This is a genomic window from Pseudonocardia oceani (genome assembly GCF_019263585.2).
Lineage (GTDB): Bacteria > Actinomycetota > Actinomycetes > Mycobacteriales > Pseudonocardiaceae > Pseudonocardia > Pseudonocardia oceani.
The window spans coordinates 2,801,446-2,826,520 of sequence record NZ_JADQDF010000001.1 but is presented as its reverse complement, the minus strand read 5'-3'; the positions used below and the strand labels follow the sequence as shown (position 1 = coordinate 2,826,520).

The 25,075-nt window shown below is 75.6% G+C and carries 28 protein-coding genes and 1 pseudogene; 13 read left to right on the top strand and 16 right to left on the bottom strand.

The genetic code is table 11. From position 1 onward, the window contains the following. Nucleotides 1–89: 89 nt before the first annotated feature. Both I4I82_RS14140 and I4I82_RS14135 read right to left on the bottom strand, forming a co-directional pair. A complete protein-coding gene (locus tag I4I82_RS14140; protein ID WP_218593513.1) occupies nt 90–584 on the bottom strand; it encodes a GNAT family N-acetyltransferase in 495 nt (164 codons plus the stop codon). A 13-nt stretch (nt 585–597) separates the two neighbouring features. Beyond that, nucleotides 598–1,200: a QsdR family transcriptional regulator gene (locus I4I82_RS14135; protein ID WP_218593514.1), complete on the bottom strand. Its 603-nt coding sequence runs from the start codon at nt 1,198–1,200 to the stop codon at nt 598–600. Nucleotides 1,201–1,340: 140 nt separating this feature from the next. Between I4I82_RS14135 and I4I82_RS14130 the strand changes: the two genes are divergently transcribed. After that, nucleotides 1,341–2,456, top strand: a complete 1,116-nt coding sequence (locus I4I82_RS14130) for a lipase family alpha/beta hydrolase (RefSeq protein WP_225920599.1) — start codon at nt 1,341–1,343, stop codon at nt 2,454–2,456. Here the strand turns inward: I4I82_RS14130 and I4I82_RS14125 are convergent. Continuing rightward, nucleotides 2,438–3,367, bottom strand: a complete 930-nt coding sequence (locus tag I4I82_RS14125; RefSeq protein ID WP_226370050.1) for an EamA family transporter — start codon at nt 3,365–3,367, stop codon at nt 2,438–2,440. The two genes, I4I82_RS14130 and I4I82_RS14125, sit on opposite strands and share 19 nt — an antisense overlap. 73 nt (nt 3,368–3,440) lie before the next feature. On the opposite strand from I4I82_RS14125, the gene I4I82_RS14120 reads away from it, so the two are divergent. Both I4I82_RS14120 and I4I82_RS14115 read left to right on the top strand, forming a co-directional pair. Continuing rightward, the gene (locus I4I82_RS14120) at nt 3,441–4,328 is read left to right on the top strand and encodes a LysR family transcriptional regulator (protein ID WP_218594289.1); all 888 of its coding nucleotides are present in this window, start codon (nt 3,441–3,443) and stop codon (nt 4,326–4,328) included. Nucleotides 4,329–4,427: 99 nt separating this feature from the next. Next, nucleotides 4,428–5,045, top strand: coding sequence for a class I SAM-dependent methyltransferase (locus tag I4I82_RS14115; protein WP_218594290.1), 618 nt, complete (start codon nt 4,428–4,430; stop codon nt 5,043–5,045). On the opposite strand, the gene I4I82_RS14110 is transcribed toward I4I82_RS14115, so the two are convergent. Next, nucleotides 5,042–6,433: an amidase gene (locus tag I4I82_RS14110; RefSeq protein WP_226370049.1), complete on the bottom strand. Its 1,392-nt coding sequence runs from the start codon at nt 6,431–6,433 to the stop codon at nt 5,042–5,044. The two genes, I4I82_RS14115 and I4I82_RS14110, sit on opposite strands and share 4 nt — an antisense overlap. Beyond that, nucleotides 6,434–6,991 (bottom strand): hypothetical protein, encoded by a 558-nt coding sequence (locus I4I82_RS14105; RefSeq protein ID WP_218594291.1) that lies wholly within the window; start codon nt 6,989–6,991, stop codon nt 6,434–6,436. 184 nt (nt 6,992–7,175) lie between these two features. On the opposite strand from I4I82_RS14105, the pseudogene I4I82_RS14100 reads away from it, so the two are divergent. Further along, a pseudogene (locus I4I82_RS14100) lies at nt 7,176–7,805 on the top strand (MFS transporter); the annotation flags it as partial. Between the two features lie 68 nt (nt 7,806–7,873). Then, entirely contained in the window at nt 7,874–8,293 is a 420-nt protein-coding gene (locus tag I4I82_RS14095) for a hypothetical protein (protein WP_226370459.1), read from the top strand. A gap of 5 nt (nt 8,294–8,298) precedes the next feature. On the opposite strand, the gene I4I82_RS14090 is transcribed toward I4I82_RS14095, so the two are convergent. The 4 genes from I4I82_RS14090 to I4I82_RS14075 form a co-directional block, all read right to left on the bottom strand. Further along, on the bottom strand, nt 8,299–9,120 hold the full coding sequence (locus I4I82_RS14090) for an oxygenase MpaB family protein (protein WP_218593431.1): 822 nt from the start codon (nt 9,118–9,120) through the stop codon (nt 8,299–8,301). Nucleotides 9,121–9,148: 28 nt separating this feature from the next. After that, nucleotides 9,149–9,481, bottom strand: coding sequence for an ArsR/SmtB family transcription factor (locus tag I4I82_RS14085; protein WP_218593432.1), 333 nt, complete (start codon nt 9,479–9,481; stop codon nt 9,149–9,151). Further along, nucleotides 9,478–9,873 (bottom strand): SRPBCC domain-containing protein, encoded by a 396-nt coding sequence (locus I4I82_RS14080; protein ID WP_218593433.1) that lies wholly within the window; start codon nt 9,871–9,873, stop codon nt 9,478–9,480. Before I4I82_RS14080 ends, I4I82_RS14085 begins: the two co-directional genes overlap by 4 nt. A 70-nt stretch (nt 9,874–9,943) precedes the next feature. Next, nucleotides 9,944–11,212: a M18 family aminopeptidase gene (locus I4I82_RS14075; RefSeq protein WP_225920597.1), complete on the bottom strand. Its 1,269-nt coding sequence runs from the start codon at nt 11,210–11,212 to the stop codon at nt 9,944–9,946. Here I4I82_RS14075 and I4I82_RS14070 point away from each other — a divergent pair. After that, entirely contained in the window at nt 11,207–12,556 is a 1,350-nt protein-coding gene (locus I4I82_RS14070; protein WP_226370048.1) for a GMC family oxidoreductase, read from the top strand. The genes I4I82_RS14075 and I4I82_RS14070 overlap by 6 nt on opposite strands. A 60-nt stretch (nt 12,557–12,616) precedes the next feature. Here I4I82_RS14070 and I4I82_RS14065 read toward each other — a convergent pair whose 3' ends face one another. After that, on the bottom strand, nt 12,617–13,009 hold the full coding sequence (locus I4I82_RS14065; protein WP_218593435.1) for a nucleotide triphosphate diphosphatase NUDT15: 393 nt from the start codon (nt 13,007–13,009) through the stop codon (nt 12,617–12,619). Between the two features lie 33 nt (nt 13,010–13,042). On the opposite strand from I4I82_RS14065, the gene I4I82_RS14060 reads away from it, so the two are divergent. Together I4I82_RS14060 and I4I82_RS14055 are read left to right on the top strand one after the other, a co-directional pair. Continuing rightward, nucleotides 13,043–15,028, top strand: a complete 1,986-nt coding sequence (locus I4I82_RS14060; protein WP_218593436.1) for a M3 family metallopeptidase — start codon at nt 13,043–13,045, stop codon at nt 15,026–15,028. A 63-nt stretch (nt 15,029–15,091) separates the two neighbouring features. Then, nucleotides 15,092–15,643, top strand: coding sequence for a TIGR03086 family metal-binding protein (locus I4I82_RS14055; RefSeq protein WP_218593437.1), 552 nt, complete (start codon nt 15,092–15,094; stop codon nt 15,641–15,643). Nucleotides 15,644–15,675: 32 nt separating this feature from the next. Here the strand turns inward: I4I82_RS14055 and I4I82_RS14050 are convergent, their stop codons facing one another. Beyond that, complete coding sequence (locus I4I82_RS14050; protein WP_218595781.1) at nt 15,676–16,842, bottom strand: benzoate/H(+) symporter BenE family transporter; 1,167 nt, start codon at nt 16,840–16,842, stop codon at nt 15,676–15,678. Between the two features lie 50 nt (nt 16,843–16,892). Here I4I82_RS14050 and I4I82_RS14045 point away from each other — a divergent pair, with 50 nt between their 5' ends. Beyond that, nucleotides 16,893–17,444, top strand: a complete 552-nt coding sequence (locus tag I4I82_RS14045; RefSeq protein ID WP_218595780.1) for an XRE family transcriptional regulator — start codon at nt 16,893–16,895, stop codon at nt 17,442–17,444. A 135-nt stretch (nt 17,445–17,579) separates the two neighbouring features. On the opposite strand, the gene I4I82_RS14040 is transcribed toward I4I82_RS14045, so the two are convergent. Beyond that, on the bottom strand, nt 17,580–18,554 hold the full coding sequence (locus I4I82_RS14040; RefSeq protein ID WP_218596481.1) for an MsnO8 family LLM class oxidoreductase: 975 nt from the start codon (nt 18,552–18,554) through the stop codon (nt 17,580–17,582). Nucleotides 18,555–18,752: 198 nt separating this feature from the next. On the opposite strand from I4I82_RS14040, the gene I4I82_RS14035 reads away from it, so the two are divergent. The 3 genes from I4I82_RS14035 to I4I82_RS14025 all read left to right on the top strand — a co-directional run bounded on the left by I4I82_RS14035 (nt 18,753) and on the right by I4I82_RS14025 (nt 21,228). Further along, entirely contained in the window at nt 18,753–20,171 is a 1,419-nt protein-coding gene (locus tag I4I82_RS14035; protein WP_226370047.1) for an APC family permease, read from the top strand. Then, a complete protein-coding gene (locus I4I82_RS14030) occupies nt 20,168–20,914 on the top strand; it encodes an IclR family transcriptional regulator (RefSeq protein WP_218594650.1) in 747 nt (248 codons plus the stop codon). The genes I4I82_RS14035 and I4I82_RS14030 overlap by 4 nt, the downstream gene beginning before the upstream one ends. Before the next feature lie 95 nt (nt 20,915–21,009). Further along, nucleotides 21,010–21,228 carry a hypothetical protein gene (locus I4I82_RS14025; protein WP_218595779.1) on the top strand — a complete coding sequence of 73 codons (219 nt, stop codon included), beginning with the start codon at nt 21,010–21,012 and terminating at the stop codon, nt 21,226–21,228. 50 nt (nt 21,229–21,278) lie between these two features. Here the strand turns inward: I4I82_RS14025 and I4I82_RS14020 are convergent, their stop codons facing one another. After that, nucleotides 21,279–22,076: a hypothetical protein gene (locus I4I82_RS14020; protein WP_218595778.1), complete on the bottom strand. Its 798-nt coding sequence runs from the start codon at nt 22,074–22,076 to the stop codon at nt 21,279–21,281. A gap of 306 nt (nt 22,077–22,382) precedes the next feature. Here I4I82_RS14020 and I4I82_RS14015 point away from each other — a divergent pair, with 306 nt between their 5' ends. Beyond that, nucleotides 22,383–23,051, top strand: a complete 669-nt coding sequence (locus I4I82_RS14015; protein ID WP_226370046.1) for a response regulator transcription factor — start codon at nt 22,383–22,385, stop codon at nt 23,049–23,051. 56 nt (nt 23,052–23,107) lie between these two features. Here the strand turns inward: I4I82_RS14015 and I4I82_RS14010 are convergent, their stop codons facing one another. The 3 genes from I4I82_RS14010 to hisC form a co-directional block, all read right to left on the bottom strand. Next, nucleotides 23,108–23,374: a GlsB/YeaQ/YmgE family stress response membrane protein gene (locus I4I82_RS14010; protein ID WP_218590199.1), complete on the bottom strand. Its 267-nt coding sequence runs from the start codon at nt 23,372–23,374 to the stop codon at nt 23,108–23,110. 158 nt (nt 23,375–23,532) lie between these two features. Beyond that, nucleotides 23,533–23,934 (bottom strand): DUF4870 domain-containing protein, encoded by a 402-nt coding sequence (locus I4I82_RS14005; protein WP_225920596.1) that lies wholly within the window; start codon nt 23,932–23,934, stop codon nt 23,533–23,535. A 36-nt stretch (nt 23,935–23,970) separates the two neighbouring features. After that, nucleotides 23,971–25,035, bottom strand: a complete 1,065-nt coding sequence (hisC, locus tag I4I82_RS14000; protein WP_218590200.1) for a histidinol-phosphate transaminase — start codon at nt 25,033–25,035, stop codon at nt 23,971–23,973. Nucleotides 25,036–25,075 lie beyond the last annotated feature (40 nt).

The following is a 25,075-nucleotide window of genomic DNA, read 5'->3' as shown; positions in this document are numbered from 1 at the left end:
CCCCGACCGATCGGCCGCGATTCTGCGGGCCGACCGGGGTCTTGCCGCAAGCCCCGGGGTCGGCTATACCGTGGAGAGGGCGGGAACGATCACTGCTCCCGCAGGTCCCTGAAGTACCGGGCGACGGGCCACGGCACGAAGCCGAGCGACTCGTACGCCGCCCGCGCCGGGGCGTGCCCGGGGTCGCCGCCCGTCTCGACCATCACCATCCGCAGCCCGGCCGCACGCACGCGGTCGCACGCGCGGGCCGTGAGCGCCGCCCCGACGCCGTGCCGCTGGTGAGCCGGGTCGACGGCGAGCACGTACACCTCGCCCATGTCGTCGCCCGGGTGCAGCCGCGTGCAGATCCACCCTGCGACCACGCCGTCGACGAGGGCCACGTCGACGTTCCCCGGCTCGTCGTCCAGCACGGCGGCGAGGTCGGCGAGCTGCCGCGCACGCCAGCCGTCGGGGTAGAACGCGTCGTACACGAAGCGCGGCACGGCGTCCAGGACCTGTGGGAACACCGGCTCCCACGCCCGCAGCGACAGGTCCAGGACGGCCTGCCGGTGCTCCGCGGCGTACGGCGCGATCGTCACGGGCACGGGTGCTCCTCGTTCAGCGGAGCAGCGCGCGCAGGACGCGGGCGTTGCGGGCCGGGTCGGGTGCCCCACCGGTGATCGCGGGGGTGTGCACGAAGGACTCGACGAGCCGGACGGTGGCGTAGGCGAGCTCGTCCGCGGTCAGGTCGATCGTCACGCGGCCCGCGGTGAAGTCCTCCTCCAGGAACTGCGCGACCCGCTCGATGAGCCGGCGCTGGAACTCGCTGGCGTCGTGCGTGAGCAGCCGCGCGATGAGCTCGGCCTCGTCGGACTGCATCTTCCGGATGCCCGGGTGCGCGATCACATCCTCGGCCCACCGGCTGAGCACCTCGGCGGTGCGGCTCCCCGCGCCCTCCGCGGCCTGCACCGCCGTCCACAGCCGGGCGAGGGACCGGTCGGCGCTCGCCCAGAGCACCTCGACCAGCAACTGCTCGCGCGTGCCGACCCAGCGGTGCATCGTCACCCGGCTGACGCCGAGCTCGCCCGCCAGTGCCTGGATGTCGAGGCGCCGGCCCTGGTTGAACCACGCGCGGGCGAGGTCGAGGGCATCGAGCGGAGTGGCCCGGGCGGGCCCGCGGCCGTGCGCGAGCTGCCGCTGGAGGGGGGTTCGTGGCGCCACTACTACTCCGTTCGTCGCAGTAGGCGAGCCGCTGAACGCGCCATCGTCACCGTCGCGGTCCTTCTCGCGTTGAGGTAGTTACAGCAACGACCGAGAGTGTCGTGCTGTTACATACTGAAGTGTCTGTAACGGAGGATGTCATGGGTACAGGGAAGTCGCGTCGCATGATGGCGACGCTGGCGGTGGTCGGCCTCGCCGGGTTCCTGCTCGGGGGGCAGGCGTTGGCCGCGCCCGCGCCCCTGCCTCCGCTCACGCCCTCGCCCTTCCCGGTCGTCGCGCCGTCGTCACTGCCGCTCCCGCCGCCCACGATCCCGGACGAGGAGTTCGCCCCGATCGACCGGCCCGGGCCGGAGCTCGAGGTGCCGGAGTCCGCCCTCGACGCCGCGCTGCGCTGCACCGCGAACGCCGTGGACGCCGAGACCGAGGTCGTGCTGTTCGTGCCCGGCACGACCCTCACCCCGACCGACGACTTCGGCTGGAACTGGTTCCCGGCCCTGGACGAGCTCGGTCGACCCTACTGCTCGGTGACCCTGCCGAACCACGCCATGACCGACACGCAGGTCTCGGCCGAGTACGTCGTCCACGCCATCCGTGCGGTGCACGGGATGAGCGGCCGGAGGGTCGACGTCGTCGGGCACAGCCAGGGCGGCACCGAGCCCCGGTTCGCCCTGAGGTTCTGGCCGGACCTGCGTCCGATGGTCGACGACTACGTCGCCCTCGCCGCCACCAACCACGGCAGCATCGCGATCAACGGCGTGCTCTGCACCCCGGCCACCGGCTGCTCGGAGTCGCTGTGGCAGCAGACGTCGAACTCGCACTACACGCAGGCGATCAACTCCCGGCAGGAGACGTTCGCCGGGATCTCCTACACCCAGATCTACACCCGCACCGACGAGTTCGTGCAGCCCAACCTCGACGACACCGGCACCACGTCGCTGCACACCGGCGACGGCGACATCACCAACGTGGCGCTGCAGGACGTCTGTCCCACCGGCGTCACCTCCGAGCACCTCGCCGTCGGCACCTACGACCCGGTCGCCCACGCGCTGGCGATCGACGCCCTCGACCACGACGGGCCGGCCGAGCCCGGCCGCATCGACCCGGCCGTCTGCGCCCAGCTGTTCATGCCGGGAGTCGATCCGGTGGCCTTCCCCGGCAACTACGCGGCGCTCGTCGCCACGATCGCGCAGCAGCTCGCGCTGCACCCCAAGGTGGCGGCCGAACCCGGGCTGAGGTCCTACACGCTCGCGGACTGAACCGCCGGGCCGCCGGCTCCCGGCGGCCCGGCGGCCATCCGCGCCCCCGTCCGCTCCGCCCCGATCCCCGCCGCCACGACGAACCCGATGCCCAGCACCGCGCTCCACCCCGGCACCTGCTGCAGCGCGACCAGCCCCACGAGCAGGGCGATCGCCGGCTCCAGCGCCATGAGCGTGCCGAAGGCGGCGGTGGTGAGTCGGCGCAGCGCCAGCATCTCCAGGCTGAACGGCACCACCGGCAGCAGCACGGCGAGCCCGAGCCCGACGAGCAGGAGCTGTGGGTCCAGGGCCCCGAGGACGGCGGGCGCGTCGGTGAGCGCGACGACCGCCGTGGCGGTGAGGCCCGCGACCGGCATCGACACCGCGAGCCCGCGCAGCCCGGTCGCCTCGTCGCCGACCTTCTGCGTCAGCACGATGTAACCGGCCCAGCAGAAGGCCGCCGCCAGAGCGAACCCGATGCCGACGGGATCGACGCCGCCGCGCCACGGCTCGGTCAGCAGGAGTACCCCGACCGCGGCGACGCCGGCCCACAGTCGGGCCCGCCCCCGCCCACGGACCACCGCGACGCCGAGCGGCCCGAGGAACTCCAGTGCGCTCGCCGTGCCCAGCGGGATGCGCGCGACGGCGGCCATGAACAGGAACGTGAGCGCGGCCGTCACCACCCCGAGCAGGACGCAGGTCAGCAGGCCGCGCCGGGTGAACCCGCGCAGGCGGGGCCGGACCAGCACGGCCAGCAGGAGCCCGGCCCACGCGAGCCGCAGCCACGCCGTGCCCTCGGTGCCGAGGCGGTCGATCAGGCCGACGGAGACGGCGAGGCCGAGCTGGACGCAGAGCATGGCGACGACGGCGAGGGCGGTGCCGGACCGGGCCGATGCTCCGGGGGCCGATGCAGTGGGGACGGAGGTGCTCACGCGGACCAGTACAGGCGACCGCGACCGTTCGCGTCCACGTGACTTCCCTGCACGTACCGTTCATGATCCATGGATGGAGACGCGCCGACTGGAGCTGCTCGTGGCCCTGGCCCGGCTCGGCTCGATGCGTGAGGTGGCCGACGAGCTGGGCGTCACGACGTCGACGGTGTCGCAGCAGATCGCCGCGCTCGCCCGGGAGGCCGGGGCGGCCCTGCTGGAGCCGGTCGGGCGGCGGGTCCGGCTCACCCCCGCCGGGCGGCGGCTGGCCGACCACGCCGTCACGATCCTGGCGGCCGTCGACGCGGCGCGGGCCGACCTCGACCCGGACGCGGAGCCCGCGGGGTCGGTGCGCGTGGCCGGCTTCGCCACGGCGATCCGGCGCTCCCTGGTGCCGCTGCTGGCCTCGCTGCGGGGCACCCGGGTGCAGATGCTGATCGCCGAGCACGAGCCGTCCGAGGCGCTCGACCTGCTCGCCGAGGACGCGGTCGACCTCGCGCTCGTCTACGACTACGCCCTCGCCCCCCGCACCCTCGACGACCGTTTCGAGGCCACGCCGCTGTGGACCGCCCGGTGGGGCCTCGCCGTGCCGGCCGGAACCGCCGACGTGGGCGGGACCGCGCACGCCGTCGTCGCCCGTCACCGCGACGCGGACTGGATCGTCAACTCGCGCAACGACGCCGACGAGCGGGTGGTCGCCGCCCTGGCCGCGCACGCCGGGTTCACGCCGCGGATCGTGCACCGCGCCGACAGCCTCGACCTCGTCCAGGACCTCGTCGCGGCCGGGCTCGGGGTGGGCCTGCTCGCCGAGTCCGTGGCCGTGCGGGAGGGCGTGCGACTGCTCCCGCTGCGCGGGCCCGACGTGCTGCTGCGCGCGTTCGCCGTCGTCCGCCGGGGCCGGGACGCGTGGGCGCCGCTGGCGCTGGTCGCAGGACGTCTCGCGGAGCGACGCCGAACGCCGTGAGAGCGCGACTCACGCGCAACGAGACCCCGACTCGCGGACTTGTTGCTGTTCCAGCAATGTCGGTTGCGCGCGGGGTGCGGCGGCGGCACGCTGGGAGGCATGACGGAGACGGACATGTTCAGCCAGGTGGCCTGGGAGGAGCGCTACGGCTCCAGGGGGATGTGGAGCGGGCGGCCCAACGCGCAGCTCGTCGCCGAGGTCGCGGACCTCGCGCCCGGTCGCGCGCTCGACGCCGGCTGCGGTGAGGGCGCCGACGCGATGTGGCTCGCCGGGCAGGGCTGGCGGGTCACGGCCGTCGACTTCTCGGAGGTCGCGCTGGGCCGGGCGCGGGAGCGGTCGGCCGGTCTCGACGTCGAGTGGCGCCGGGCCGACCTCACCACCTGGACCCCGGAGCAGGGCGCCTACGACCTGGTCAGCGCCCAGTTCCTGCACCTGCCGACGCTCGTGGAGATGTACGCCCGGCTCGCCACCGGCGTGGCGCCGGGCGGCACGCTGCTGCTCGTCGGCCACGACCCGACCGACGACGCCGGCCCCCACCGCCCGCAGATCCCCGGCATGTTCTTCACCGCGGACGAGGCCGCGGGCCTGCTCGACCCGCGCGAGTGGGACGTCGTCGTCGCCGGCACCCGGGAGCGCGAGGGCCACGGCCACGGGCACGGGCAGGAGGGGGCGCCCCTGACCGTGCGCGACGTCGTGGTGGTCGCGAAGCGCCGCTAGAACGCCGGCCGGCGCAGGCCGACCTGCGTGGCGCCCTCGAACGCGTGCCCGACCTGCAGCACGAGCAGGTCGGCGCGCGGCGGACCGACGACCTGCAGGCCGACCGGCAGCCCGTCGGGGGTGAAGGCGGCGGGCACCGAGAGCGCGGGCAGGCCCGCGGCCGAGACCAGGTAGGCCGAGGCCATCCAGTCGAGGTAGTGCGGGTGCGGCACGCCGTCGATCTCGGTGGGATGCTCCAGTGCCGCGTCGAACGGTGGCACCTGCGAGACGGGCGCCAGCAGCACGTCGTACCGGGTGAAGAACTCACGGATGCGGTGGAACAGGGCGGCGCGGGCGAGCTCGGCGCGGGCCAGGTCGTCGCCGGTGAGGCGGCGGCCGTCGTCGATGTTGGCGGCCAGCGCGGGCTTCACCCGGTCGCGCTGGGGGCCCATCGTCGCGGCGAACTGCCAGGCGCGCAGTGTGCGGAAGACGTCGTCGGCGCCGGTGAGGTCGGGGCAGGCGGGCTCGACGTGCGCGCCCAGGTGCGTGAACACCTCCGCGGCCGGGGCGAGGGCGGCCGTCACCGCGGGGTCGACGGTGACGGCGCCGCCCAGGTCGGGGGTCCAGGCGACGCGCAGACCGGTGAGGTCGCGGTCGAGCGGGACGGCGAACGCGCTGCCCGGGTCGCCCAGGGAGATCGGCGAGCGCGGGTCCGGCCCGGCGAGCACCGACAGCAGCAGCGCGGCGTCGGCCACGGTCCGCGCCATCGGCCCCTGCACGGACATCGTCGCCCAGGGCAGGGAAGCCGGGTGCGTGGGGACGCGGCCGGGGGAGGGGCGCAGTCCGACGACGTTGCAGAACGACGCCGGGTTGCGCAGCGAGCCGCCCATGTCGGAGCCGTCGGCCAGCGGGTGCATCCCGGACGCCAGCGCGGCCGCCGCTCCGCCGCTGCTGCCGCCCGCGCTGCGGCCGGGGGCGTACGGGTTGGCGGTCGTGCCGAAGACCGGGTTGAACGTGTGCGAGCCCGCCGCGAACTCGGGCACGTTCGTCTTGCCGATCGTGATCGCCCCGGCGCCGCGCATCCGCTCGACGACGAGCTCGTCGGCGTCGGGCACGAAGTCGGCGAGCAGCGGGGAGCCGGAGGTCGTGCGGATCCCGGCCGTCAGGTGGGTGTCCTTGTGCGCGATCGGCAGCCCGTGCAGCGGGCCTACCTGCTCCCCGGCGGCGAGGCGGGCGTCGGCGCGGTCGGCCTCGGCCAGCGCGCGCTCCGGAACGCGCGTGACGACGGCGTTGACCCGCCCGTCGACGGCGTCGATCCGGTCGAGGTGGGCCTGCACCAGCTCGCGCGCGGAGATCTCGCGGGCGCGCAGGGCGCGCGCCATCTCCCGCGCGGTGTCGTGGACGACCACTCAGTCGAAGTGCGGGTGCGGGTCGCGCCCGGCGTTGCGCAGGAAGCGGTCGCGCCAGGACACGTGCGGGGGCATGGGCAGCAGCGGCTCGCCGAAGACGCCGCGCTCGCGGAACTCCGCGGACCGCGGGTCGGTGATCTCCCACAGCGGGCGGGCCAGCTCCTCGGGCAGCGGGCAGGCCGTGGAACCGAGGTGGAAGGCGACGTCGTGGGCGAGGAAGCAGCGGTCGATGGTGGCGAGGAGCAGCTCCTCGGCGTCGACGCCACCCTCGCGGACCGCGGCGACGGCGGCGTCGGCCAGGCGGACGACCGTGGCCTGCGGGTCGCTGCCCAGCTCCACGTCGTCGGGGACGCCGGCGAGTGCGGCCTCCTCACGCACGTGGCGGGCGACGGACTCGCGGATCGTCGTCGGCGCGCCGGCGGGGCGCAGCGGCGGCAGGACGATCTTGCCGTCGCCCTGCCGGATGCGCCCCAGTACCTCCACGAGCATCCGCTCGGCCATCACGAACAGGTCGGTGACCAGGGACAGGTCGGTCGCGGGAGTCGTCGTCGGCGCCACGCGGGCATCATCGCCTCCCGATCACCCACGTGGCAACGCCTGCATCACTCTGAGACGACGGCGGTGCACCGGGCGCGTGGTCCCCGCCTTCGCACCCTCGAAAGGCGTTGACGGCCCTCGCTAGCCTTCGTCCGTGCCCGGTTGACGCTCCCTCCCCGCCCCCGCCCGCCCGCTCGCCCGCCGCATGCTCGGCTGGGCGCTGCTGGCCGACACCGTCGCCCTCTACCCGCTCTACGCCCTGCTGTTCGCCGACACCGGGCTGTCCGACGCCGAGATCTCGCTGCTGCTCGCGGTGTGGTCGGTCGTCGGGATCGTCGCCGAGGTGCCGACGGGGGCGGTCGCCGACCGCTTCTCCCGCCGCAGCTGCCTCGTGGCGGCCGGCGTGCTGCAGGCGGCCGGGTTCGCCTGCTGGACCGCCGCGCCCGGGTTCGGCGCGTTCGCCGCGGGCTTCGTCCTGTGGGGGCTCGGCGGCGTGCTCGCGTCCGGCGCGCAGGAGGCCCTGCTCTACGACGGGCTCGTCGCCACCGGCGCGCGGGAGCACTACGCCGCCGTCAACGGGCGGGTCGGCGCGGCCGAGCTCGTCGCGCAGCTCCCGGCGGCGGGCCTGGCGACGCTGCTGTTCCCGCTCGGCGGCTACGCCCTCGTCGGCTGGGTGAGCGTTGCGACCTGCCTGGCCGCCGCGGTCGTGGCGTCGACGATCCCGGAGGCGCTGCGCACCGGGGAGGGGGACGCGGACGGGGACGACCTCGGCTACCTCGCCACGCTGCGCGCCGGGCTGCGCATCGCGGCCTCGCGCCCCGGCGTGCCGGGAGTGGTGGTCGCCGCCGCGCTGGTCACGAGCATCGACGCGATCGAGGAGTACTTCCCGCTGATCGTCGCGTCGTGGGGGTTCCGGTCACGCTGGTGCCCGTGGCCGACCTGCCGATCGTGCTCGGCGGCGTCGTCGGGGCGGGGCTCGCCGGGCGCGCGGCCGGCCTGCGCAACGGGTGGCTCGCGGCGCTGCTGGCGGTCTCGGTGCTGCTGTTCGCCGGGGCGGGGCTGGTGGGGCAGCCGGTCGCGATCGTCGGGGTCGCGCTGTTCTACGGCGGCTACCGCGCGGTCCTCGCCGTCACCGACGCGCGGCTGCAGGACCGCATCGACTCGTCGTCGCGGGCGACCGTCACGTCCGTCGCGGGCATGGGCTCCGACGTCGCGACGATCGGGCTCTACGGGCTGTGGGCGCTCGGCGGCATCACCGCGGTGGCCGGGCTCGGCCTGCTGCTCGCGGTGCTGCTGCCGGTGCTGCTGCGGGTCAGGCGCTGAGGGGGTCAGGCGCTGAGGCCGCGGACCAGGCGCCGCGCCCGCTCGATGTTCGGCGGGGCCGGCACGTCGGGGAGCACGCCGGTGGCCGTGCGCAGGGCGCGCAGCCCGAGCGTGACGCCCAGGTCGGTGGTGGGCAGGCCCGGCAGGCCGTAGCAGCGGCGGGCCCAGCGGGGCAGCGTGCCCAGCGCGAGGGTGGCGATCGTCGGCACCGCGATCTTCACCGCGCGCGGGGCGCGGCCCTTCGGCGCGAACAGGTTCATCGTCGCGCGGCGGGCCTCGTCGGTCATCCGCATGTCGGGGCGCCGGCGCTCGATGTAGGCGTCCATCTCCGCGCGCGACGCCGGGGCGTCGATCAGGCCGATCACCCGCGCCGCGCGGACGCTCTCGGCCAGGTACCGGTCGGCGTCCGCCCCGTCGATCAGCCCGGCGCGCTGCGCGATGTGCGCGTAGGACCCGACCTCCGTGGCGTGCACCCAGAGCAGGTTCTCGGGCTCGTCGAGGCGGAACGTCTCGCCGGTGTCGGGGTCGAAGCCGCGCAGGGTCGCGTGCAGCTTCCGGACGCGGGCGGCGACGCGCTCGACGTCGGCCGTGGACCCGAACGTCCGCGTGCCCACGAACTCGACCGTGCGCTGGAACCGCGACCACGCCTTCGCCGGGTCGAACAGCGCCGAGTTCTGGTAGGTCCCGCGCATCACCCGCGGCTCGAGCGACTGCAGCAGCAGCGCCCGGAACCCGGCCACCCACATCACCGGTTCGATGTGCACCCGCCAGGTGACGGAGTCGGGACCGAAGAGGCCGAGGTCCTCCTCGACGAGCGCAGTGGTCATCGCTCCATGATGCGTCGCGCTCCGCGGATCAGCGCGGCGAGCCGCCGGACTCCGCGGCCCTCTTGACAGCGAGCAGCCGGCGGTCCCACGTGGCGGCCAGATCGGTCAGCCAACGGGCGGACGCGTCGAGCGGGGCGCGCTCCACGCGGTAGCGCACCTCGCGGCCGCTGCGGGCGCCGGTGACGAGCCCGGCCGCCTCCAGCACCTGCAGGTGCTTGACGACGGCCTGGCGCGACACCGGCAGCCGGGCCGAGAGCGTCGTGGCGGTGGCCTCCCCGGCGTCGGCGAGGACGTCGAGCAGGTCGCGCCGGGTGGGGTCGGCGAGCGCCGCGAGCACGGCGCCGACGGCGTCGGTCGTCATCCGGCCTCGGCGCGGCCCCGGGCGGCGGCGAGCTCGTGCTCCCAGCCCTGTTCGTCGCCGGCGATGTCGGCGCCCGCGCCGAACCCGCTCTCGACGACCCGCAGCAGGGTGCCGCCCCCGTCCTCGGTGAGGTGGAACTCCACCAGCGTCCCCTCCTCCGCGGTCTGCCCCGGGCCGCCGCCGCGGAAGGCGAGGTGGTGCGGCGCGTCGGCCGAGACCGTGACGACGGGGAAGCGCCCGTGCCGCGGCAGCTCGACGACCGTCACGTCGCCCTCGCGCGTCACGGTGCGCTCCGGTCCGTCCTCGATCCACCAGCCGGGCTCGCTGACCAGCGCGAACACCCGCTCGATCGGGGCGTCGATCCGGATCTCGCGCTCGATGCGGTCGGTCACGGGGTCCTCCTCGGCAGTTGAGATGCTACCGAAGGGTTGCACATACTATCCGCAACTGTCCAGTTGCGGGTCAGGCGGGATCGACGAGGAACGCCGTGGCCGCGGCGGCGAGGTGGCCCGGGTCGTGGACGCCGCACAGCTCCCGGGCCGAGTGCATCGACAGGACCGGGATGCCGACGTCGACGGTGCGGATGCCGAGCCGCGTCGCCAGGATCGGGCCGACGGTCGTGCCGCACGGGACCGTGTTCTTGCCGACGAACACCTGCGTCGGGACGCCGGCGTCGCGGCAGGCGCGGTGCCACGCCGCCGCGCCGGGGGCGTCGGTGGCGTAGCGCTGGTTGGCGTTGACCTTCAGCGCCGGCCCGCGGTTGGGCACGCTGCGGTGGCCGGGTTCGTGGTGGCCCAGGTAGTTGGGGTGCGCGGCGTGCGTCACGTCGACCGAGAGGCAGCGGGAGCGGGCGAAGGCTGCGCCGCGGGCGTCGAACCCGCCGGCCAGCCGCGTGAGCACGGTCTCCAGCAGCGGACCCGCCGCACCGGTGGCCGAGCCGCTGCCGATCTCCTCGTGGTCGAAGCCGACGAACACCGGGATGACGTCCGGGGTGCCGGCGGCGGCGAGCAGCGCGCCGATCCCGGCGTGCACCGAGGCGAGGTTGTCCAGCCGCGGCGCCGCGAGCAGCTCCTCCTCCTCGCCCAGGCGCGCGGGTGGGACCACGTCGTGGACGACGAGGTCGTGCGCCGCCACCTCCCCGGCGTCGACGCCCGCCTCGACGGCCAGGAAGTCGAGCAGGTCGCCCTCGGCGGGGGCGCCCAGGCCCCAGATCGGGAGCAGGTGGTGCTGGGCGTCGAGGTGCAGGCCCTCCGAGTTGACGCCGCGGTCGAGGTGGATCGCCAGCTGCGGCACGCGCAGCAGCGGGCGGTGGACGTCGACGAGCACGGTCGAGCCGTCGTAGAGCGCGAGGCGCCCGGCGAGGCCCAGGTCGCGGTCGAGCCAGGAGTTCCACAGCGCGCCGCCGTAGACCTCGACGGCGACCTGCCGCCACCCGCCCGCGCCGACGTCGGGGTTCGGCTTGACCTTCAGCGTCGGGGAGTCGGTGTGCGCGGCGAAGATCCGCATCGGCGTGCCGGGCGCGGTGCCTTCGGGCACCGACCAGGCCAGCACCGTGCCGTCGCGCACGAGGTAGCGACCGCCCGGCCCGTCGGCCCAGGGACCGGCCTCCGGCTGCTCGACGAACCCGGCGGCCGTCAGGCGGCGGACCGCCTCGGCGACCGCGTGGTACGGCGTCGGCGAGGCGACGATGAAGTCGGCGAGATCCTGCGCGAGATCGTCCACCGGGTGCATCCTGCCCGTGTGCGGGACGTCGTGGTGGTCGGGGGCGGGTCGGCCGGCTGCGCGCTGGCCGGGCGGCTCGGTGCGCGGCTGGGCGCGCGGGCGCTGCTGCTCGAGGCCGGTCCGGTGGCCCCGCTCCCCGAGTTGAGCGACGTGACCTCGCTCGCCGCCACCGCCCCGGGCCACCCTCGCAACTGGGCCCGTCCCGTGCTGCTGCGGCCGGGGCACGCGGCCGTCGTGCCGTGGGGCAGGGGCCTGGGCGGGTCGAGCGCGATCAACGGCGCCAACTGGGTCCGCGCCACCCGCGCCGAGGACTGGGGGCCGGGTTGGACCTGGGACGACCTGCTCCCGCACTACGAGCGCTCGGAGTCCGACCCGTGGCACGGGACGACCGGCCCGGTGCCGGTCCGGCGGCCCTCCGGGGAGCTGCTGCACCCCGCCGCGGAGCGCTTCCTCGACGCGGCGCAGCGGCTGGGCTTCGCGGCCGAGCCGGACAAGAACGCGGGCGGCGCGCCGGGAGCGGGGCCGGTGCCGACCAACAGCGTCGACGGGGTCCGCGTCAGCGCGGCGACGGCCTACCGGCCCGAGCACGTGCGGGGGGACGCGCCCGTCGCCCGGGTGCTGTTCGACGGCGCGCGGGCGCGCGGGGTCGAGCTGGAGTCCGGCGAGGTCGTCGAGGCGGGAGAGGTGGTGCTGGCGGCCGGGGCGGTCGGCACGCCGCGGCTGCTGCTGCGCTCCGGGATCGGCCCCGGGCTGCGCGTGGACCTGCCCGTCGGACGGGACTTCTCCGACCACCCGTCGGTCTACCTGCCCTTCGCCGACGACGACCCGCCCGCGCACCCGCACGCCCCCGGCAGCCAGGTCGCGCTCAACTGGGACGCCGGCGCCGATCCGGCGGGCGACGTCGAGGTGCTGGCGTTCGTCCGGCCGTTCGCGCCCGGCGGCCCGCTGCACCTGATGTGCGCGCTGCAGCACCCCGACAGCCGCGGCGAGCTGACGCTCGACCGCATCGAGTACCGCTACCTGCGCACCGAGCACGACCGCCGCCGCCTGCGCCACGCGATCCGCACCGCCGCCGATCTGCTCCGCGCCGGGGTCGGGCGCCGCATCGGCCCCGGCGGCGACGTGCTCGGCAACGACCGCACGCTCGACGCCTGGATCGCCGAGCACCTCACGACCTCGGTGCACCTGTGCGGCACCGCGGCGATCGGGCGGGTCGTCGACGCGGAGCTGCGGGTGCTCGGCGTCGAGGGGCTGCGGGTGGCCGACACGTCGGTGCTGCCGACGGTCCCGCGGCGCGGCCCGTCGGCCACGGCGGTGGCGATCGGGGAGAAGGCGGCGACGCTGCTGACCTGACGCGCCACCCCCGCGAGTCGGGGTCTCGTTGCGCGCGAGTCGCGCTCTCGTTGCGTGGCATCAGGCGTCGAGGAAGCGGCGGAGCGGGGCGAACAGGTCGTCGCGGGCGCGCAGCTGCTCGGGCGTGAGCCAGGCGAGGGCGGTGGCCTTGTCGGGCTCGGCGATCCGCGCCGTCCCGCCGACGATCCGGCACCGCACGAACAACGTGACGTAGTGCCGCCCGATCTCGGGCATCGGATCGTCGGTGAACCCCAGCCGCGTGTCGGCGACGACGTCGAGCCCGGTCTCCTCCCCCACCTCCCGCACGGCGGTGTCCTCGGGCGACTCCCCGAACTCCTGGTGCCCGCCGGGCAGCCCCCACCTGCCGGCCCCGTGCGCGCCGGTGCGGCGCAGCACCAGCCAGCGCGTGCCGTCGGAGACGACCGCGGCCACGCCCACCCGCACCTGCGCCATCCCGCCAACCTAGATCGCGCCTAGCGTGGGGGCATGACGGCCGACCCGTTCCGTGCCCCCAGCCCGCTGCCCCACGGCTACCCCGAGCTCGACGCGATCCGCGAGGAGCACTTCCTGCCCGCGTTCGAGGCGGGCATGGCGCAGCAGCGGGCCGAGGTCGACGCCATCACGGCCGACCCCGCCCCGCCGACGTTCGACAACACCGTCGTCGCGCTGGAGCGCTCGGGCGCCGTGCTGCGCCGGGTCTCCGCGGTCTTCTCCACCCTCGTCGGCTCGTGCAGCACGCCCGGGATCCGGGAGATCGAGGCCGAGGTCGCGCCCCGCCTCGCCGCCCACGCCGACGCGATCTCGCTCGACCCGGCGCTGTTCGCGCGGCTGGAGACGATCTCACCGGACCGGCTCGACGAGGAGTCGCGGCGGCTCCTGGAGCGCCGCCACCGCGACGCCGTGCGCGCCGGGGCGCGGCTCGGCGCCGACGAGCAGCAGCGGCTGCGCGCGCTGAACGCCGAGATCTCGACGCTGTCGACGGAGTTCGGCTCCCGGCTGCTGGCCGGCGCCAACGCGGCCGCCGTGCGCGTCGACGACCCGGCCCGGCTCGACGGCCTCTCGCCCGACGCGGTGGCCGCCGTCGCCGCCCGGGGCGACCGGCTCAGCCTCGTCCTGCCCACCGGGCAGCCCGCGATGGCCTCGCTGACCGACCGCGCGCTGCGCGAGGAGCTGCACACGGCGTCGGTGACGCGGGGGGCGCTGGGCGACGAGAACGACACCCGCGAGATCGTGCGCCGACTCGTCGCGCTGCGCGCCGAGCGGGCCGCGCTGCTCGGGCACCCGCACCACGCGAGCTGGGTGGTCGAGGTCGGCACCGCGGGCACCGTCGAGGCGATCGACGCGATGCTGGGCGAGCTCGTCCCGGTGGCCGTGGAGAACGCCCGCGCCGAGGCCGCCGACCTGGCCGCGCTCGCCGGCCACGACATCGAGCCCTGGGACCGCGCCTTCTACGCCGAGCGCCTGCGCAAGGAGCGCTACGACCTCGACGCCGCCGCGCTGCGCCCCTACCTCGAGCTGGAGCGTGTGCTGCACGACGGCGTGTTCTTCGCCGCGCACCGGCTCTACGGCCTCACCTTCACCGAGCGCCACGACCTCCCGCTCCACCACCCCGACGTGCGGGTGTTCGACGTCGCCGACGAGGACGGGCCGCTCGGGCTCTTCGTCGCCGACCTGTTCGCGCGCGACGCGAAGCGCGGCGGGGCGTGGATGAACAGCTTCGTCGTGCAGTCGCACCTGCTGGGGACGCGGCCCGTCGTCCTCAACACCCTCAACATCGCGCGCGGCGTGCCGACCCTCCTGACGATCGACGAGGTCCGCACCCTCTTCCACGAGTTCGGGCACGCGCTGCACGGCCTGCTCTCCGACGTGCGCTACCCGACCTTCTCCGGCACCGGCGTGCCGCGCGACTTCGTCGAGTACCCGTCGCAGGTCAACGAGATGTGGCTGGACGACCCGGAGGTCCTGCGGAACTACGCGCGCCACCACGTCACCGGCGAGCCGCTGCCCGCCGAGCTCGTGGAGCGGCTGCACGCGGCGCGGCGGTTCGGCGAGGGCTTCGCGACCACGGAGTACCTGGCCGCGACGCTGCTCGACCTCGCCTGGCACCGCCTCGGCCCGGACGACGCCGTCGACGACGTGCAGGCCTTCGAGGCCGACGCGCTGCGGGCCGCCGGGGTCGACGTCCCGAGCGCACCGCCGCGCTACCGCTCCACCTACTTCAACCACGTCTTCGGCGGCGGCTACAGCGCGGGCTACTACTCCTACATCTGGAGCGAGGTGCTCGACGCCGACACCGTCGACTGGTTCGCCGAGAACGGCGGCCTGACCCGCGCCAACGGCGACGCCTTCCGGCGCGCGCTGCTCTCCCGCGGTGGTGCGGTCGACCCGATGGAGGCCTACCGCGCCTTCCGCGGGCGCGACCCGGAGCTGCGCCCGCTGCTGGAGCGGCGGGGCCTCGCCGGCCACCGATGAGTCGTGGGCGCCGCGGTCGTCCTAGCGGTGACACGAGCAGGCCGACCGAGCAGAGGAGATCTGATGGGTGACGCGGCCGACCGGTACCGCTGGATCGCGGCGGGGTTCACGGAGCGGGTGGAGGCGGTGCCCGCGGGCGCCTGGGAGCGGCCGGCGCCGTGCGAGGGGTGGGTGGCGCGCGACGTCGTCGGGCACCTCGTCGCGTGGCTCCCGGCGTTCTTCGTCGAGAAGTGGGGGCTCGACGCGTCGCCGCTGCCGTCCGTCGACGACGACCCGGTGGCCGCCTGGCGCGCCCTCGACGCCCTGCTGGCCGGGGCGCTGGCCGACCCCGCCGTCGTCGACGCCGTCCGGGAGACGCCGATGGGGCCGATGCCCTTCGCCGTCGCGCTGGACATGATCGGCACCACCGACGTCTTCCTGCACACCTGGGACCTCGCCCGCGCCACCGGCGGCGACGAGCGGCTCGATCCCGGTGAGGTGCACCGGCTCTACGAGGGGATGCTGCCGCTCGACGAGGTATTGCGCGGAAGCGGCCACTACGGGCCGCGGACGCCGGTGCCCGAGGACGCCGACGAGCAGACGAAGCTGCTGGCGTTCATCGGGCGGGTGCCCTGACGCTCCGGTTCAGGAAAGCCACGTACAGGCCCTCACAGGGCAGCATCGTGGCTTTCCTGAACCGGCGAACGCGAGGTCCGCCGCCGGTGCAGCAGCGTCATCGCCGCTCCGGCCAGCAGCCCCCAGAACGCCGACCCGAGCCCGAGGAACGCGACGCCCGCGGCCGTCACCACGAACGTGACGGCCGCCGCCTCCCGCCCCTCGACGTCGGCGACCGCCGCCGCCAGCGACGAGGCCAGCGCGCCGAGCAGGGCCAGCCCGGCCACCGCCTCGATCAGCACCGGCGGAGAGGCGACGACCACGGCTGCCGCGAGGCCGGCGCCCAGCCCGAGCACCGCGAGCCCCACCCCGTTGACGACGGACGCGACCCACCGCCGCTCCGGCGCCCCCGCCTCCGGCCCCGCGGCCAGCGCGGCGCTGATCGCGGCGAGGTTGACCGCGTGCCCGCCGAACGGTGCGCCCGCCAGCGTCGCGAGGCCGGTGGCGCCCAGGATCGGCCGCAGCGGCGGCCGGTAGCCGAACTGCGCGAGCACGGCCATCCCCGGCACGTTCTGCGAGGCCATAGTCACGAGGAACAGCGGCAGCCCGATCCCGACGAGCGCGGGCACCTCGAACGCCGGTGCCGTCCACACGAACGTCGGCGCCGCCCCGACGACCGCCGGCCCGGTGAGCACGATCAGCCCGACGGCCACCACGAGCGCCGCCGGCACGGCCCACGCCCGCGCGAACCGCCCGACCAGCACCCACACGACGACCACGGGCGCGGCCAGCAGCGGTACCTCCGCCACGGCCCGCACGGGCGCCAGGCACAGCGGCAGCAGCACCCCGGCGAGCATCGCGCCCGCCACGTGGGACGGGATCGCGGCGACGAGCCGGGCCAGCGCCGGCACCAGTCCGGCGACGACGATCAGCGCGCCGCACAGCAGGAACGCCCCGACCGCGGCCGGGAACCCGCCCGCCGGTGCGCCCGCGGAGATCAGCAGCGCGGCGCCGGGCGTCGACCAGGCGATGCTGATCGGCATCCGGTAGCGCAGCCCGAGCACGACGGCCACGAGCCCCGACGCGAGGCACACGGCGAGCAGCCCGGACGCCGCCTGCGCCTCGTCGGCGCCCGCGGCGCGCAGCCCGGCCAGCACGACGGTGAAGGCGCCGGCGAACCCGACCAGCGCCGCGACGATCCCCGCCAGGAACGGTTGCACCTGCCACCTCCGCTATCGTTCCGTTTACGGAACGGTGGGACGATAGCCCGATGCCGGACGCCCCGGAAGGCCGCCCCGCCCTCGCCGAGAGCACCGGTGTCGGCGCGCGCGTGACGGCCCTGCGCGCCGAGCGCGGCCTGTCGCTCTCGGAGCTCGCGCGGCGGGCGAAGATCGGGAAGGCGACGCTCTCCGGGTTGGAGTCCGGCACCCGCAACCCCACCCTGGAGACCCTCTACGCCGTCACGAGCGCGCTGGGCCTGCCCCTGACGGCGCTGGTCGCGGCGCCCGGGCCGGTGCGCGGGTCGGCCGCGGAGATGGCCCTGCTGAGGGTCTTCGACGACGGGCCGGTCACCTACGAGCTGTACCGGATGCACCTGCCCGCGGGCACCGCGCAGACCTCCCCGGCCCACCACGCGGGCGTCACCGAGCACGTCACGGTGTTCGCGGGCGTGCTGGAGGCCGGCCCGTCGGCGTCGCCCCGGCGCGCGGGGCCGGGGGAGCACCTGGAGTGGGCGGCCGAGGTGCCGCACGGGTACGCGGCGGGGCCGGACGCGGACGTGCACGCCAGCCTGCTGATCCGTTACCCCCGCCCGACCCCGTGAGTACCCCGGCGAGTTTGCCGCCCCGGTACGGGGTGATGGCCGTTCGTGCTCGCCGGGTGCGAGCGCCGACGGCGAACTCGCCGGGTGGGATCGGCGAACTCGCGGGACGGATCGGCACCCTCGCCGGAGGAGAGATCAGCGAGGTCGTCGGGTCCAGAGCGCGGCCAGACGGGTGTCCGACTCCCGCAGCGCGTCGAGGTCGAAGGTCGAGGTGGAGGCGAGCAGCTCGTCGGCCCCGGTGCGGGCGAACAGGTCGTCGAGGGCGCCCGCCACGGTCGCCTCGTCCCCGTGCACCGTCCGGCCCACCGCGGAGTCGACCCGCTCGCGCTGCCGCTCGGTCATCGGACGCCGGTCGTCGACCGGCTCGAGCGCCGGGAACTCCCCGGTCGCCCGGGCCGCGGCCAGCGCCCACGCCTCGGGCACGGCGAGCTCGCGCGCGGCCGCCACGGAGTCGGCGACGAGGACGTCGAGCGAGACGACCACGTACGGCTGCGCGCCGGCGGCCCGCGCGCGTGCGCGGTAGTCGTCGAGGCGCTCGCCGAGGCTGTCGTCGTCGAGCACCGGCCCCCCGAGCACGACCGGCAGCCCGGCGTCCCCGCCCACGGCCAGCCCCCGGCCGGTGGCCAGCACGAACAGCGGCGGCGGCCGGTCGAGCCGGGGCCGGGCCGTCACCGGGGCGGTGCCGTCGAGGTAGGAGCGGAGCTCGGCGAGGTCCTCGGCGAAGGTGTCGGCACCGGTGCTGCGCAGGGCGCGGCGGACCGGCCCGGTGAACCCGAGCGAGCGCCCCACCCCCAGGTCGACGCGCCCGGGGAACAGCGCCTCCAGCATCGCGAACTGCTCGGCCACGACGAGCGGCTGGTGGTTGGGCAGCATCACGCCGCCGGAGCCGACGCGGATCCGCGAGGTCCGCGCGGCGATCGCCGCCACGAGCACCGGCGGGCTGCCGCTCGCGATCCCCGGCACGGCGTGGTGCTCGGCCACCCAGAACCGGTGGTGCCCCAGCTCCTCGGCGCGCACGGCCCGCTCGACGGTGTGCCGCAGCGCCTGCGCGTCCGGCTCCCCGGCGCGCGTGCGGGAGCGGTCGAGCAGCGAGAGGCGGGCCGGTGTCATCACCCGGCTCGAACGTGGGGCGGACGACCGTCATTCCGGTCGGCACCCCGGCGGTGGGGGATCCGGCCGTCACCGTTCCCGTGCGGCGGGAACGCACCGGGGAGTTTTCTCGTTCGGGGCGCCGCGGCTGTTCGCACGGGGCCGGTGGCGTCCTACGCTGCGCCGACACGCCGCTCGCCCCCGAGGGAGGACCCGCCCGTGCCCCTGCCGAAGCTGCGCCACCGCTCGCCGGTGCACGGCCTGGACCGGCGCAACCTCGGGCCCGCCGAGGTGCTGGCGCAGTCGGTGGCCGGTGCCGCGCCCGCGGCCGCGATGGCGACCGTGCCCGCGATCGTCGCGGCGACGGCCGGGCCGGGGACGCTGTGGGCGTTCGTCGTCGCGACGGTGGTGGCCCTGCTCATCGGCAGCTGCATCGGCCAGTTCACCCGCCGGATGGCCGCCGCCGGCTCGCTCTACAGCCTGACGGCGCAGGGCCTGGGCCCGGCCGCCGCGTTCAGCTCCGGGGTGGCGCTGCTGGTCGGGTACGGGGTCCTGGCCATGGCCGCGCTGACGGGCTCGGCGATCTACCTCGACGCGCTGGTCACCCGCCTCGGCGGCAGCAGCGACGCCTCCCGGCCGGTGCTGGTGCTCTCCGTCTGCGTCCTCGCCGCGCTCGCCACCGCCGGAGTACTGGTGCGCGTGCGGCTCTCCGCGCGCCTGGTGCTGCTCGTGGAGGCCGTGTCGATCACGCTGATGACGGTCGTGTTCCTCGCGCTGCTCGGCGCCGACGCGCCGGCGGGCCCGCCGCCGCCCGACCCCGGACCCGGCGGGATCGCCGCCGCGGTGCTCCCCGCGCTCGGGGCGTTCATCGGGTTCGAGGCGGCCACGGCGATGGGCGTCGAGGCGCGGCGCCCGTTCCGGACGATCCCGAGGGTCGTCTCCTTCACCGCCGCCGCCACCGGCGTCCTCTACCTGTTCGCGGCCTACACGCAGATCTCCGGCTTCGCCGCCGGCGGCCTGACGACCGCGCCCCAGCCCGTGCTCACGCTCGCGATGGCGCGGGGCCAGGCCTGGATCGCCGTGGTGCTCGACCTCGGCATCGCGATGTCCTTCGCCGCCTGCACGCTCGCCACGCTGGGAGCGCTGGTCCGCGTCGTGTTCTCGATGGCCCGCGACGGGATCGTGCCGGCCGCGCTGGGCGGCACGCACCCGCGCTTCCGGACGCCGCACGTCGCGATCGCCGCGGTGCTGCCGGTCGTCGCCGCGGTGCCGGCCGGGCTGCTCGCCGCCGGGGTGCCGGGGCCGCGGGTGCTGGCCGAATTGCTCACCGTCGCGACCGCCGGGTACCTCGTCGCCTACCTGCTCGTGTGCCTCGCCGCGCCGCCGTTCCTGCGCCGGATCGGGGAGCTGACGACCTGGCCGGTCGTCGTCACGGCCGTGGCGGCGCCGGTGCTGCTCGCGGTGCTCGGGGCGTTCGTCGTGTCGCAGTGGGGTGGCGCGGTCCCGCTGGTGATCGCGCTGCTGGGGCTGGCCGGCGCGGTCTGGCTGGGCTGGCTGCGGTGGCGGCGGCCGGCCGCGCTGGCGGGCATCGGCGCCTACGACGAGACGGTCGCCGACGACGTGCTGGTGGCCCCGTGACCGACCCCATCGCGCTCTCCGGACGCCAGCCGCGCGCGGTGCGCAGTGCGCTGGCGGTGCTGGAGGAGGTCGTCGCGGCAGGGCCGGGCGTCACGGCGAAGGAGATCTCCGCGGCGCTGAAGCTGCCCCAGGCCACGACCTACCGGCTGCTGAACCTGCTGGTCGGCGAGGAGTACCTGGTCCGGCTGCCGGACCTTCGCGGGTTCGCGCTGGGCCGGCGCGCCGCGCGGCTGGCGCTGCCGGTCGTGCCGCCGCCGCCCGCCGCGGCGCGGGCCGTCGTCGAGCACCTGCGCGGGATGGTGCGCTGGGGGGTGCACCTGGCGTCGTTCCGCGGCGGCACGCTGACCCTCGTCGACCCCGACCAGGACCACCCGCCGACCGAGTCGGCCGTCCTGGCCCGCTACCCGCACGCGTCGGCGCTGGGGCGGCTCCTGCTCGCCGACCAGGCCGACTGGCGCGCGCTGTCCCGCGACCTGCGCCCGCTCACCGCGCACACCGTCACCGGGTCGGCGGAGCTGGGGGAGCGGGTGGCCGAGGTCGCCGCCACCGGGCTGGCGCGCCAGTGCGGCGAGCTCAACGTCGACAAGGGCTGCCTCGCGGTGCCCGTGCACGACCCGGCCACCGGTGCGCTCGTCGCGGGGCTGGCGCTGTGCGGGCCCGCGGCGCGGGTCGCCGAGCCCAACGAGGAGCTCGTCCGGCTCCTGCGCGAGCACGCCGACCGGCTGGTGCCGCTGCTGGCGTGAAAGGAGGAGGAGGCGGGAGGCGGTGCGGGCTAGGCTCCGCCGGTGATCTCCTGATCCGCCGCCGTCACCGTTCCCCACTCCACCGGAGGTCTGCCGTGTCCGAGTCGAAGTCCGCGCCGAAGCCGGAATCCCAGCCCGAGCCCGATCCCGTCGTCGACGACGCCGGGGCGCCCGAGGAGCCGGAGGCGCCGCTCAACCGGGCCGCCCGCCGGGCCAAGGCGCGCAACCCGCGCCAGCCGGGCCACGTCGGCCCGCAGGGCGACGCCACCCGCGGTGGTCGCGGGCCGCGCCCGCACACCAAGCGCGCGATCTGAGGAACGCCCCGTCCCGCCCGGTGGGGAGCGCCGGGCGGGATGGGGTGGGCTCAGTAGCCGTAGGAGGTGTCGGCGGGCGGCACGGCGCCGCCGGTCAGCCGGACGTCGGCGGCCGGCTCCGCTGCGGGGGCCGGTGCGGCCTCCGCGGGTGCGGCACCCACCGGTGCCGGGACCGTCGGCCCGGTCGGGGCCGGCGCCGGCACGACGCCGTTCGTCACTGCGGTGAGCCGCGCGGGGGCGTTCTGGGTCGTCCCGCCGAACCAGCCCGCCGCGGCCGCCCCGACGACGACCATCGCGACCGCCACCAGCGCGCCCGTCACGAGCATCCGCACGGGCCGTCGGGGAGCCGGCGCGTCCGGGGCGACGAAGTGCAGGACGGTCGTCGGGGTCTCGTCGGCCTCCGGGTCGTGGAGCACGTCCTCCTCGACGGGGAGCTCGCGCAGGCCGGCGGACGGTTCCTCGACGGCCCGGCGCCGGCGAGCCGGCGCCGCGGGCGGGCCTGCGGGCACGGGCGGCCCGATCGGCCCGGTGCGCAGCAGGGACGGCTCGTCGTCGGCGACCGGGAGGGCCGCCGGTGCGGGCGCGCGGGGAGCCGGGACGCGGGGAGCGGGCTCGAGGGCGTGTGGGCCGGTCGGGGGCGCCGTGTGGTCGGCCGCGGGGCGGCGCGGGCGCCGGAGCGCCGGCTCGGCGGTGGTGCGGGAGCGGGCCGTCGTCGTCCGAGGGGGAGCGGTGAGGACGGCGTGACGCCCGGTGGACTCCACCGGGGCGTCGCGCTCGGCGCTGATGCGGGCGATCAGCTCGGCGGTGGTCTCCGAGCGACCGACCTCAGCGGAGGGTTTCCGTCGCATGGGCCGGAACAGTAGAAAATGACGGCGCGTGATCGCCGAACCTGAGAGCGCGGGTTGCGCGTGCGCGCCCACAGGTCGTTCCGGCGCGCCGGAGAGCGCGATGAACGGTCTCCTGTGGGTGAGTAGTACTCCGTTCGGAGCAGCTCTGTTCTCAGCAGCGCGTCACGACCGCTCCACCGACGGGTGATGTCGCCTCGTTAGCGGATTGTTACTCCGGTCGGGGATGCGGCAGAGTGGTCACCGATGCTCCCTGCTGCTCCCCCAGGGGGTGCGTCCACGCACGTGCCGGTCATTCCCCAGCCACGCGTGCCCGTACCCCAGGTCGATCACGTCCTGCTGGCGCTGCCCCCGACCGCGGCGTCGGCCTCCGTGCTGCGCGCTCTGCGGTCCGAGGGCGTCAGCGTCAGCCCCGTCGGCCACGGCATCGGCGTCCTCGACGCCGTCCGCTCCCGTGACCCTGCGCTCATCGTCCTCGACGTCGAGCTGCCCGGGCCCGACCAGGCGTCGGTGCTCGCCGCGGTGCAGAACGAGTCGCCGCAGACGCCTGTCATCGCGGTCACCCCGCGTGAGCGACGCGCCGGGCTGCTGCACCTGCTGCGCGGCGACCGCGACGACTACGTGCTCCGCCCGTTCGCCGTCGACGAGCTCGCGGCGCGCATCCGGCTGCGGCTGCGGATGGGCCCGGCCGTCGACCACGCGGTGCTGCGGCACGGTGAGCTCGTCGTCGACACGGAGTTCGGCGACGTCACCGTCGACGGTCAGCAGGTCTCGCTCTCGCCCACCGAGTTCGCCCTGCTCAAGACGATGCTCGGCGAGCCGGGGGAGGTCCTGTCACCCGACCGGCTGGCGCGCGAGGTGTGGTCGGAGCCGGCGTCGGCCAACCTGGTGCAGGTCTACATCTCCTACCTGCGGCGCAAGATCGGACCGGAGCGCATCCGCACCGTCCGCGGCGCCGGCTACGTGCTCGAGCCCTGAGACGCGAACGGCGCCTCCGCAGCGGACTGCGGAGGCGCCGGACGGGACCGGTGGGGTCAGCGGGCGACGCGGCGCCCGGTCACCAGGCGGTAGATGCCCAGCAGCAGCAGCGCGCCGACCAGCGCGATCAGCCAGGTGCGGATCTCGAAGAACCCGCCTGTGGACACGCCGAACACGGCGGAGCCGATGAAGCCGCCGAGCAGGCCGCCGACGACGCCGATGATGATCGTGACGATGATGCCGCCCGGGTCCTTGCCCGGAAGGATGTACTTGGCCAGCGCGCCCATGAGGCCGCCGACGATGATCCACCCGATGATGCCCATGAAATCCTCCTCAGAGCCCCGAGGTGGGGCGGCGGAAGTATGTGCCGGGCGCTCGCGGCGCGCCGCCGGCGACACGGCCCACCCCGATCGTGCACCGATTCGTGATCGTGCTGTGACCTGCGACAACGGAGTGGGAAGGCGGACCTCCGCGTCCGGAACTAGCGGATGAGGCGGATGGTGAGGGGGTAGCGGAAGTCTTCGCCGCGCGACGCCTTGATCGTGGCCATCACGACCACGATGACGTAGAAGACGCCGTACACCGCGAGGATCGCGAACCCGATCAGCACGATGGCCAGCAGCCAGCCGATCGCGATGATGACGAGTGCGTTGATCTGGAAGTTGAGCGACTCGATCGCCTGGCGCCGCACGAACGGCGACTGCCCCCCGCGCGCCAGCAGCACGATCAGCGGCGCGATGAGACCGAGGGCGACGTAGGCGGCCGCGAAGCTGCCGAGGTGGGCGCCGACGGCCCAGTTGCGGTCCTCTGAGGGGACCATCGCGCCCGACGGGCCGGGCTGCTGCGGCCAGGGGCCCTGTCCGGGCGGCGGGTAGGAGCTCATGGATCCAGTGAACCGCAGATCGTGGCCCCGCGGCAGTCAGTTCGGGAACGATCCGGCCGCGGTCAGGAACGCGTCGTTCTCCGCAGGGCTCGACACCGTCACCCGTACGCCGTCGGGGTGGAACGGCCGCACGACGACCTTGTGGTCGAGGCAGTGTGCGGCGAAGTCGGCGGTGCGCCCGCCCAGGGCCAGCCAGACGAAGTTGGCCTGCGTCGGCGGTACGGTGAAGCCGGCGGCGAGCAGGGTGTCGCGGACCCGCACCCGCTCGTCGACAACCTCCGCGCACGCCGCCAGGAGGTTCGCGGCGTCGTCGAGGGCGGCGATCGCGCCCGCCTGCGCCACCGAGCTCACGCTGAAGGGCGCACAGACCTTGCGCAGCGCGGCCGCGATCTCCGGCGCCGCGACCGCGTAGCCGACCCGCAGCGCGGCGAGGCGGTAGGCCTTGGAGAACGTGCGCAGGACGACCAGGTTCGGGTGCGCGTCGAGCACGTCCAGCCCGTCGACGGCCTCGGGATCGGTGACGTACTCGTGGTAGGCCTCGTCGAGGGCGACGACGACGTCGGGGCCGACCGCGTCGAGGAACCGCTCCAGCTCCGCGCGGGTGACGACGGTGCCCGTCGGGTTGTTGGGACTGCACACCATCACCAGGCGCGTGCGCGGGCCGACGGCGGCGGCCATCGCGTCGAGGTCGTGGCGGAAGTCGTCGGTGAGCGGGACCGTGCGGGCGGTGGCCCCGCCGATCTGCGTGACGATCGGGTAGGCCTCGAACGAGCGCCACGCGAAGACGACCTCGTCCTCGGGGTGCAGGCAGGTGGCCTGCACGAGCTGCTGGCAGATGCTCACCGAGCCGCAGCCGGTGGCGATCCGGTCGGCGTCGACGCCCAGGCTCCGCGCCAGGCGGGCCGTGAGGCCGACGACGGCGAGGTCGGGGTAGCGGTTGCCGGCCGCGGCGGCCTCGGCGACAGCGGCCAGCACCGGCGGGGTCGGCGGCAGCGGGACCTCGTTGCTCGCGAGCTTGATCGCGCCGGGGACCACGCGGCCGGGGACGTAGGCGGGGAGGGCCGCGAGGTCGGGCCGGATCGTCGTCACGCGCGTCACCATATGCCGCCCGGTCCCGTCCGTTCGGCAGAGTCGTGCCACG

What these genes read in the sequence shown, in the direction of transcription:
- I4I82_RS14055 (WP_218593437.1), top strand. Translation starts at nt 15,092, where the DNA reads ATGGGTGACGCGGCCGACCGGTACCGCTGGATCGCGGCGGGGTTCACG.
- I4I82_RS14120 (WP_218594289.1), top strand. Translation starts at nt 3,441, where the DNA reads ATGGAGACGCGCCGACTGGAGCTGCTCGTGGCCCTGGCCCGGCTCGGC.
- I4I82_RS14040 (WP_218596481.1), bottom strand. Translation starts at nt 18,554, where the DNA reads ATGACACCGGCCCGCCTCTCGCTGCTCGACCGCTCCCGCACGCGCGCC.
- I4I82_RS14090 (WP_218593431.1), bottom strand. Translation starts at nt 9,120, where the DNA reads ATGACCACTGCGCTCGTCGAGGAGGACCTCGGCCTCTTCGGTCCCGAC.
- I4I82_RS14005 (WP_225920596.1), bottom strand. Translation starts at nt 23,934, where the DNA reads ATGAGCTCCTACCCGCCGCCCGGACAGGGCCCCTGGCCGCAGCAGCCC.
- I4I82_RS14060 (WP_218593436.1), top strand. Translation starts at nt 13,043, where the DNA reads ATGACGGCCGACCCGTTCCGTGCCCCCAGCCCGCTGCCCCACGGCTAC.
- I4I82_RS14085 (WP_218593432.1), bottom strand. Translation starts at nt 9,481, where the DNA reads ATGACGACCGACGCCGTCGGCGCCGTGCTCGCGGCGCTCGCCGACCCC.
- I4I82_RS14065 (WP_218593435.1), bottom strand. Translation starts at nt 13,009, where the DNA reads ATGGCGCAGGTGCGGGTGGGCGTGGCCGCGGTCGTCTCCGACGGCACG.
- I4I82_RS14020 (WP_218595778.1), bottom strand. Translation starts at nt 22,076, where the DNA reads ATGCGACGGAAACCCTCCGCTGAGGTCGGTCGCTCGGAGACCACCGCC.
- I4I82_RS14045 (WP_218595780.1), top strand. Translation starts at nt 16,893, where the DNA reads ATGCCGGACGCCCCGGAAGGCCGCCCCGCCCTCGCCGAGAGCACCGGT.
- hisC (WP_218590200.1), bottom strand. Translation starts at nt 25,035, where the DNA reads ATGGTGACGCGCGTGACGACGATCCGGCCCGACCTCGCGGCCCTCCCC.
- I4I82_RS14115 (WP_218594290.1), top strand. Translation starts at nt 4,428, where the DNA reads ATGACGGAGACGGACATGTTCAGCCAGGTGGCCTGGGAGGAGCGCTAC.
- I4I82_RS14010 (WP_218590199.1), bottom strand. Translation starts at nt 23,374, where the DNA reads ATGGGCATCATCGGGTGGATCATCGTCGGCGGCCTCATGGGCGCGCTG.
- I4I82_RS14075 (WP_225920597.1), bottom strand. Translation starts at nt 11,212, where the DNA reads ATGCACCCGGTGGACGATCTCGCGCAGGATCTCGCCGACTTCATCGTC.
- I4I82_RS14130 (WP_225920599.1), top strand. Translation starts at nt 1,341, where the DNA reads ATGGGTACAGGGAAGTCGCGTCGCATGATGGCGACGCTGGCGGTGGTC.